The sequence below is a fragment of the Flavobacterium sp. genome (assembly GCF_031423415.1).
Classification (GTDB): domain Bacteria; phylum Bacteroidota; class Bacteroidia; order Flavobacteriales; family Flavobacteriaceae; genus Flavobacterium.
The window spans coordinates 1-2,088 of the sequence record NZ_JANPFL010000095.1 but is presented as its reverse complement, the minus strand read 5'-3'; the positions used below and the strand labels follow the sequence as shown (position 1 = coordinate 2,088).

General features: G+C 30.1%; 2 protein-coding genes and 2 pseudogenes. All 4 read left to right on the top strand.

What is annotated here, in order from left to right:
• Positions 1 to 201: pseudogene (locus tag RMO83_RS08450) on the top strand (isopenicillin N synthase family oxygenase); the annotation flags it as partial.
• A gap of 199 nt (positions 202 to 400) precedes the next feature.
• Positions 401 to 796 (top strand): annotated as a pseudogene (locus RMO83_RS08445) (GxxExxY protein).
• Positions 797 to 936: 140 nt separating this feature from the next.
• On the top strand, positions 937 to 1,266 hold the full coding sequence (locus tag RMO83_RS08440) for a translation initiation factor (protein ID WP_310559239.1): 330 nt from the start codon (positions 937 to 939) through the stop codon (positions 1,264 to 1,266).
• 88 nt (positions 1,267 to 1,354) lie between these two features.
• Positions 1,355 to 2,088 (top strand): nucleoside phosphorylase (locus RMO83_RS08435; RefSeq protein ID WP_310559238.1); only part of this gene is annotated, 734 nt, incomplete at its 3' end.

Sequence of the window (2,088 nt, the reverse complement as noted above, 5' to 3'; positions counted from 1 at the left end):
CATCAAGTGGTTAATCCGCCGAGAGAATTGTGGGGAACGTCACGTTATTCTATTCCGTTTTTTATGCATCCTGTGAGCGATATGCGTTTGGATGTTTTAGAAAATTGTATTGATGCGGAAAATCCTAAAAAATACGACGATATTTCGGCAGGAGAATTCTTGTATGAAAGATTGGTTGATTTGGGATTGATTAAGAAATAATACTCAATTATATAGTTTTAAAGACATTGAGTTCGCTTGATGTCTTTTTTAGTTACATATTTTACAAGCCTTAAGCTATTTTTGAACACAGATTTAAGAAATTAGAGAAATCGGAGAAATCGGAGAAATTTTAAAAATTATTCAAATTTCTTAAATCAGTGTTCAAAAAATATTAATATACTCGCCAAACAAAAGAAATATGAAGAATTTTCCACATCAAGAATTAACAAAATCGTTAATCGGTATTTATTATGATGTTTACAATGAATTAGGATATGGGTTTCTTGAAAAAGTATATCACAACTCAATGTTAATTGAATTAAAGAAAAGAGAATTTGAAATTGAAAATCAGAAAAAATTAAACGTTTATTATAAGAAAGAAATCGTTGGGGAATATATACCAGATATTATAGTAAACAATTCAGTAATTATTTAACTAAAATGTGTTGAATATATGGTTGAAGCTCACGAATGTCAGCTTTTAAATTATTTAAAAGCAACAGATTGTGAAGTAGGCTTATTGCTAAATTTTGGGAAAGACCCTCAGTTTATTAGAAAGATTTTCACAAACGAATTCAAAAAGTATAAAAGATAAACACATTTTTTAATTTTTGAAATTTCTAAAATTTGTGTTCAAAAAAAAAAAAAAAAAAAAATTGAATACAGATTTAATAAATTTAATAAATTTTTAAAATTATTCTAATTTCTCAAATCTGTGTTCAAAAAAATAATGTTATGGATTTACAAGACCAATTAAAAAACCTATTTCCTGATCATGTAGTTTTACCAGAAGAAAAGCTTGAAGAAACCGAGCATAAATTATACGTTCAGAAAGAACCTATGATTTGCAAATTTGAAAAGCGAAAAGGAAAAGCCACTACCATTATTGAAGGCTACGAAGGTTCTGATGAAGATTTTAAAATTCTAGCCAAAGAAATTAAAACCAAACTCAGTGTTGGCGGTACTTTCAAAGACGATTCGATTATCATTCAAGGCGATTATCGTGATAAAATAATGAAACTGTTACAAGAAAAAGGCTTTAAAACAAAAAGAGTTGGAGGCTAAAATTAATTACGAATTAAAAATTACGATAAAAAAAACTTTGTGAACTTTGCGAAAATCTTTGCGAACTTTGCGGTTAAAAAAACAAGAAATGATACAATCATCAGAATTAATACTCAATCCAGACGGAAGTGTTTACCATTTAAACCTACTTCCAGAAAATATTGCACACGACATCATCTTTGTAGGCGATCAAAATCGTGTAGAAAAAATAACACAATCCTTTGATTCGATTGAATTTTCGACACAAAAAAGAGAGTTTAAAACCCAAACCGGAATGTTGAAAGGCAAACGAATTACTGTAATGTCAACTGGAATTGGCCCAGACAATATTGATATTGTGATGAACGAACTCGACGCATTGGTAAATATCGATTTGGAAACTCGAAAACCTAAAGAAACACTAACAAAATTGAATATTATCCGTATTGGAACTTCGGGTTCATTGCAAGCTGATATTCCAGTCGATAGTTTTGTATTAAGCAAATATGCTATCGGTTTAGACAACATGCTTCGCTCCTATTTGATTGATGATGTCACGGAAACCAAAATGGAAAATGCTTTTGTAAAACACACCAATTGGGATGAAAAAAAAGGAAAACCGTATGCAATTTCTTGTTCATCGGCCTTAGAAGATAAAATATTTTCAGACAAAATGCATAAAGGAATTACAGCCACTTCTGGTGGATTCTATGGACCACAAGGTCGTGTTTTGCGTTTGAATATTCAAGATGAAAACTTAAATGATAAATTAGAGCAATTTAATTTTGAAGACAATCGAGTGACCAATCTCGAAATGGAAACTGCAGCAATTTATGGTCTTGG